Genomic DNA, 5,261 nt, shown 5'->3' on the forward strand with positions numbered 1-5,261 from the left:
GGCGACGATGTCCACCGGCTTGACCGTCACGCCGGGGTTGGCCCGCTCGAAGGCGTCGAACAGGGCCTGGAACTCCGGGGTGCTGGCCAGGTTCCACACCGACACGGTGAGCGTGTTCGGGTCGGCGGCGGCGCCGGGGCCGCAGCCGGTGACCGCCAGGGAGAGGGCGGCGGCCAGCCCCGCCCAGCGTCGTGCCCGCGACCCGGCGCGGCGGTTCGGAATCATCGTTGACCCGTCCTCTCGGTGTGGTGCCGGTCCGCGGTCCTCGGTCTAGGGGCAGAACTCGCCCAGGTCGAGCGCGGTCGTGCGGCCGTCCGGCCTGGTGACGCGCTGGTCGGCGGCGCGCAGGTGGGTGGTGGGGGCGGCGGGTGGTTCGGTGGTTCGCGCCAGGCCGAGGACGTAGGCGCGCCAACGGCTGCGGGTGATCCGGCCGGTGGCGCACGGGGTGGCGCTGTGCGGGCCGAGCGGGCTGGCGCCGTGCTCGGAAAGCGCTTCCACGGTGTCGCCCGGCTCCGCGGTCAGCAGGGTGGAGACCTCGTCGCCGGTGGTGATCACGAGGCCGTGGGGGAGCGGGGACACCCGTGGTGGGGTGCGCGCGGCCAGCGGCCAGCCGCCGACGCGCAGCGCGGTGGCGGCGTCGAGCGCGCCGGGGTCGTCGGGCAGCGGGTCGACGCGGACGCAGCGCACCTCCCACGGGCCGCGCAGCAGCGACACCACCGTGATCAGCGCGGCGTCGGTGTGCGCGCCGGTGCGGCCGGAGCCGTGGTCGCGGGCGGGTGGCGCGTCGGCGAGCCAGTGCGCGCGGGCCCGCGACGCGCCCAGCGCGACGTGGCCGTCGTCGACCAGTCCGGTGCGCAGCAACGACATCCCGGCGCGGTGGGTGGCGCGGCCCGAAGCGTCCAGCAGCGTTGCGGACTGGTCGGCCGGGGTGGTCCAGGCCCGCTCGGACAGCAGGGGCGCGGTGGCGGTGGAGTAGCCGAAGCGGGCGTACAGCGGGGAGTCGCCGACGTGCGCGCCCTCCTCGGCGTGGTCCGCGCCGTGGTTGACCACCCGCACCACGCCGTCCGCGCGGGTGCCGCTGACCAGCCAACCCGGCGCGGTGGCCACCCACAGCCGGTCGCCGGTCTCCACCGGCAGCGGCTCCTCCACCGCCCGCCACACCGGGTGGTCGGCGGGCAGCGCCAGGCCGAGCATCCCCTTGGCGGCCCAGTAGGGCGAGGACGGGCCGGAGTAGCTCTGGGCGATCCGGGGCCACGCGTGGTGCCAGCCGAGGGTGAGCAGGCCGCGCTCGTCCGGCGCGCCCCGGTCGGCGAAGTGCCGCACGATCCCGGACGCGGCGCGGCGCAGCAGCCCCGGCGGGGTGGAGGGGACCTCGGCGAGCGCGCCCACCCACAGCGGTGCGGCGGCGGCGAAGCGGTAGGTCAGGCTGCGGCCCTGGACCAGCGGTGAGCCGTCCGCGCCGATCAGGTGCACGTGGTCGCGCAGGTACCGGTCGAGGCGCTCAGCGTCCACAGCGGACCGGTCGGTGATCTCGCGGGCGCCGCGCATCCGGGACCACAGCACCGGGTACAGGTGCATCGCCCAGCCGTTGTAGTGGTCGAACGCGCGCTCGTCGCCGTCCGAGTACCAGGCGTCCGCGCGCAGGAACTCCTCGTGCAGCGCCAGGTCCGACTCGACGTCCTCGGCCCGCCACGGCCCGCCGACCGAGCGCAGGAAGGTCTGCACGACGACCCGGAACCACAGCCAGTTGCAGCGCGGGTAGGTGTCGTCGCCGACCACGGGGGACAGGTAGTCGACCACCCTGGCCCGCACGCGCTCGGGCAGCAGGTCCCACAGCCACGGCCGCGTCAGGTCCAGCACCAGCGCCAGCGAGGCGGCCTCCACCTTGGCCTGGGCGTGCTCGTCGGGCCGCGGCCAGCGCTCCGGGGACGCCGGGTCGACGCCGGACGCCAGTCCCCGCGCGTACCGCTCGGCCAGGCCGCCGGGGTCCTCACCGCGTTCCCCGGCCAGGCGGAAACCGGCCAGCAGGAACGTGCGGGCGAACCCCTCCAGGCCGTCCACGTCCGCGCCGAGGCCGCCGGTCGGGCCGGGCAGCGCGATCCGCGCGCCACCGGGCGAGGTCAGCGGGCGCAGCGCGCCCAGCATCCGGTCCGCGAGCGCGGTCCAGTGCCCGCGCGTCCAGCCGGTGAACGGGGACAGCTCCCGCGCGTCCGCGATCACGCGCTCACCCGCAGCCGCTCGGCCGTCACCGGCGACCTCGGCGGGCGCCCGTCCAGGTAGCGGGCCAGCTCCTCCAGGGCGCTGTCGCTCATCCGCCGCGCCTCCGAGCCCAGCGACCCGGCCACGTGCGGGGTGATCATCACGTTGGGCAGGTCGTAGAGCACCGAGGCGGCGGGCAGCGGCTCGGGCTCGGTGACGTCCAGGATCGCGTCCAGCCTGCCGCGCGCGCACTCGCGCTCCAGCGCCGCGGTGTCCAGCACGGCCCCGCGCGCGGTGTTGATCACGGTGGCGCCGTCGCGCAGCAGCGCCAGCTCCCGCTGCCCGATCAGGTTGCCGGTCGACGGCAGCGCGGGCAGGTGCAGCGACAGCACGTCGCACGCCCGCAGCAGGTCCGGCAGCGGCACCAGCTCCGCGCCCGCCGCGCGCACCTCGGCCGCGTCGGCGTGGGGGTCGGCCACCAGCACCCGGACCTCCAGCGCCCGCAGCATCGCCGCGACCCGCCTGCCCACGCGGGAGAACCCGACCAGCCCGATCACCCGGCCCCGGTTGGACAGCTCGCCGCGCGCGGCCCGGTACGACCAGTCGGCGCGGTGCCGGCGGGCGTCCTGCGCCAGGAACGGCGCCTTCTTGCCCGCGAACACGATCGCGGCCAGCGTGTACTCGGCCACCGGGACCGCGTTGTCGTCGGCTGCCGTGGTGACCAGGATCCCCCGCTGCCACAGGGTTTCGCTCACCAGCGGCCGGACCGTGCCCGCGCAGTGGAACACCGCGCGCAGCTCGGGTGCGGCGGCCAGCCGCTCGGCGGTCAGCACGGGGCAGCCCCACGAGGTCAGCAGCACCTCGGCGCCGCGCAGCGCCCGCCGCGCGTCCGGCGAGTCCAGCTCGTCCACGCACACCGGGTCGGCGGCCTGCGCCAGCTCGCCCAGCCGCCGCAGCTGCGGGGCGTGGAACTGCGTCCGGAAGGTCGGGCCGTCCATCACCAGCAGGGCACGTGGTCGTCGTCGGGTCACGCCGATCCCTTCCGCCGGGCGAGGGGAGCCGTGGGGCCGATCGTGGGTGATCGGTTTTCCGACGTCAATCCCCCGCGCGCACGACCGATCACATGTGATCAGCCGCGCGCGGTGGGCAGAATCGCCGGATGACAACGGGTACGAACGCGCGGGCGATGCTGCCCGCCGAGCGGCGCGCCAGGGTGGTCGAGCTGCTGCGGCGCGACGGCGTGGTCCGGGTGCACGAGCTGGCCGTGCGGCTGGGCGTCTCGGCGATCACGGTGCGGCGCGACATCACCAGGCTCGCGCGGGAGGGCGTGGTGCGGCGGGTGCACGGCGGCGCGACGCTGGAGCTGCCCGCCACCGCCCCCACCAGCGGCGGGCCCGGCTCGGGGGCGGTCGCCGGCGCGGTGGTCGGGCTGGTGGTGCCGTCACTGGTCGACTACGGGCCGGACGTGGTGCGCGGGGTCCGCGAGGCCGCCGACGAGCTGGGGCTGCGGGTGGTGCTGCGCGGCGCCGGGTACGCGCCGGACGACGAGCTGCGCCAGCTCGGCGCGCTGGTCGACTCGGTCGGCGTCGACGGGCTGCTCGTCGCCCCGACCACCACCGGCAGCCAGGGCGCGGCGCTGGTGCGCTGGCTGCGGTCTGCCGAAGTGCCCGTCGTGCTGCTGGAGCGCGACTGCGGCGATCCGGGGCCGGGGCTGCTGGAGTCGGTGGTCAGCGACCACCGGCTCGGGGCCGCCTCGGCGGTGCGGCACCTGGCGGAGCTGGGGCACCGGCGGATCGGGCTGTGCGCCTCGGCAGGCAGCCCCACCGCCCCGCACCTGCGGCGGGGGTGGCGGCGGGCGTGCGAGGAGCTGGGGCTGGAGCTGGACGGCGTGCCGGAGGCGAGCACGTGCGACCACCGCGACCCGGACTGGTCGCGGCAGCTCGACGCGCTGCTCGACCGGTGCCGGGACTCGGGGACGACGGCGCTGCTCGTGCACTCGGACCCGGAGGCGCTCGCGCTCGTGCAGCGCTGCCAGGAGCGGGGGATCGCGGTGCCGGGCGCGCTGTCGGTGGTGACCTACGACGACGAGATGGCCGAGCTGTGCGACCCGCCGCTGACCGCCGTGCGCCCGCCGAAGGCGGCGGTGGGGCGGGCGGCCGTGGCGCTGCTGGCGGCCAGGCTGCGGGCGGCGGGCGACCGGCCGGTGCACCGGGTCGTGGTGCAGCCGGAGCTGATCACCAGGGGGTCCTCGGCGGCGCCTGTGGTGGGGTAGGGCCGCGATCGGGTCGGGGTGGCCGGGTCGGTCGACCGTCCACCCTGGACCGGACGGGGCGGCCCGCGGCGCGTCCGGCGTGCTCCGGCGGCCTTCGCGGCGGTTAAACCGAACACGGCGCGTGATGAATCACACGGCCTGACATGTCCGCCGTGTCCGGTTCTCCGAAGGGGAAAACCGCAGGTTCTCAGGTTGATCACTCAGGGCGAACACCCCGACACGCCGCCGCGAACCCCACCTCCGTCGCACATTCGCAGGTCAGGGGTACTGCCGAAGTCGTACACGCCGATCAACCCGTGGTGTGACGCGTTCTCAGCTCCGACCGTCCATCCTGGATCCGTGATCATCACTCGCGGTGCGGAGCACCGGACGACCTTGCTCAAGTTCGCCGCGGTGGCGGTCGTCGTGGTGGCTCTCGCCGTCTTCGCCCACCAAGTGGACAGCGGCATCCTGCGCAAGGTGTTCGTGAAGTCCGACCCCGCCTGGGTGCTGGCCGCGATCGCCGCGTCCACCCTTCCCGTGCTGGGCAACGTGCTGTCGCTGCGCGCCGCCTCGCCCGTGCGGCTGCCGTGGGGGCTGACCACCGTGGCCCAGCTGGCCACCTCGTTCGGGAACCTGGTGACGCCGGCGAACCTCGGCGGCATGGCGACCAACGTCCGCTTCCTCGGGCGCAACGGGGTGCCCACGCCCGGCGCGGTCGGGGCGGTCGGCGCGGTGCAGGGGACCTCGGTGCTGATCACTGTGCTGATCGTGCTGCCGTTCGTGGCGACCTCCGGGCGGGTCAGCGAGC

General features: G+C 76.0%; 4 protein-coding genes and 1 pseudogene. 2 read left to right on the forward strand and 3 right to left on the reverse strand.

The genetic code is table 11. The annotated features are described in order from the left end of the window. From ACTUAL_RS12875 to ACTUAL_RS12885, 3 genes and pseudogenes are all read right to left on the reverse strand, one after another. Window positions 1–225 (reverse strand): annotated as a pseudogene (locus tag ACTUAL_RS12875) (ABC transporter substrate-binding protein); the annotation flags it as partial. A 45-nt stretch (window positions 226–270) separates the two neighbouring features. Next, window positions 271–2,220, reverse strand: coding sequence for a DUF2264 domain-containing protein (locus ACTUAL_RS12880; RefSeq protein ID WP_440900397.1), 1,950 nt, complete (start codon window positions 2,218–2,220; stop codon window positions 271–273). Next, a complete protein-coding gene (locus tag ACTUAL_RS12885; protein ID WP_440900398.1) occupies window positions 2,217–3,230 on the reverse strand; it encodes a hydroxyacid dehydrogenase in 1,014 nt (337 codons plus the stop codon). The genes ACTUAL_RS12880 and ACTUAL_RS12885 overlap by 4 nt, the downstream gene beginning before the upstream one ends. Window positions 3,231–3,358: 128 nt before the next feature. Between ACTUAL_RS12885 and ACTUAL_RS12890 the strand changes: the two genes are divergently transcribed. Together ACTUAL_RS12890 and ACTUAL_RS12895 are read left to right on the forward strand one after the other, a co-directional pair. Further along, on the forward strand, window positions 3,359–4,471 hold the full coding sequence (locus ACTUAL_RS12890) for a substrate-binding domain-containing protein (RefSeq protein ID WP_440900399.1): 1,113 nt from the start codon (window positions 3,359–3,361) through the stop codon (window positions 4,469–4,471). A gap of 339 nt (window positions 4,472–4,810) precedes the next feature. Beyond that, window positions 4,811–5,261: lysylphosphatidylglycerol synthase domain-containing protein (locus ACTUAL_RS12895; protein WP_440900400.1), on the forward strand; the 451-nt coding region annotated here is incomplete at its 3' end.

The organism is Actinosynnema sp., assembly GCF_052038725.1.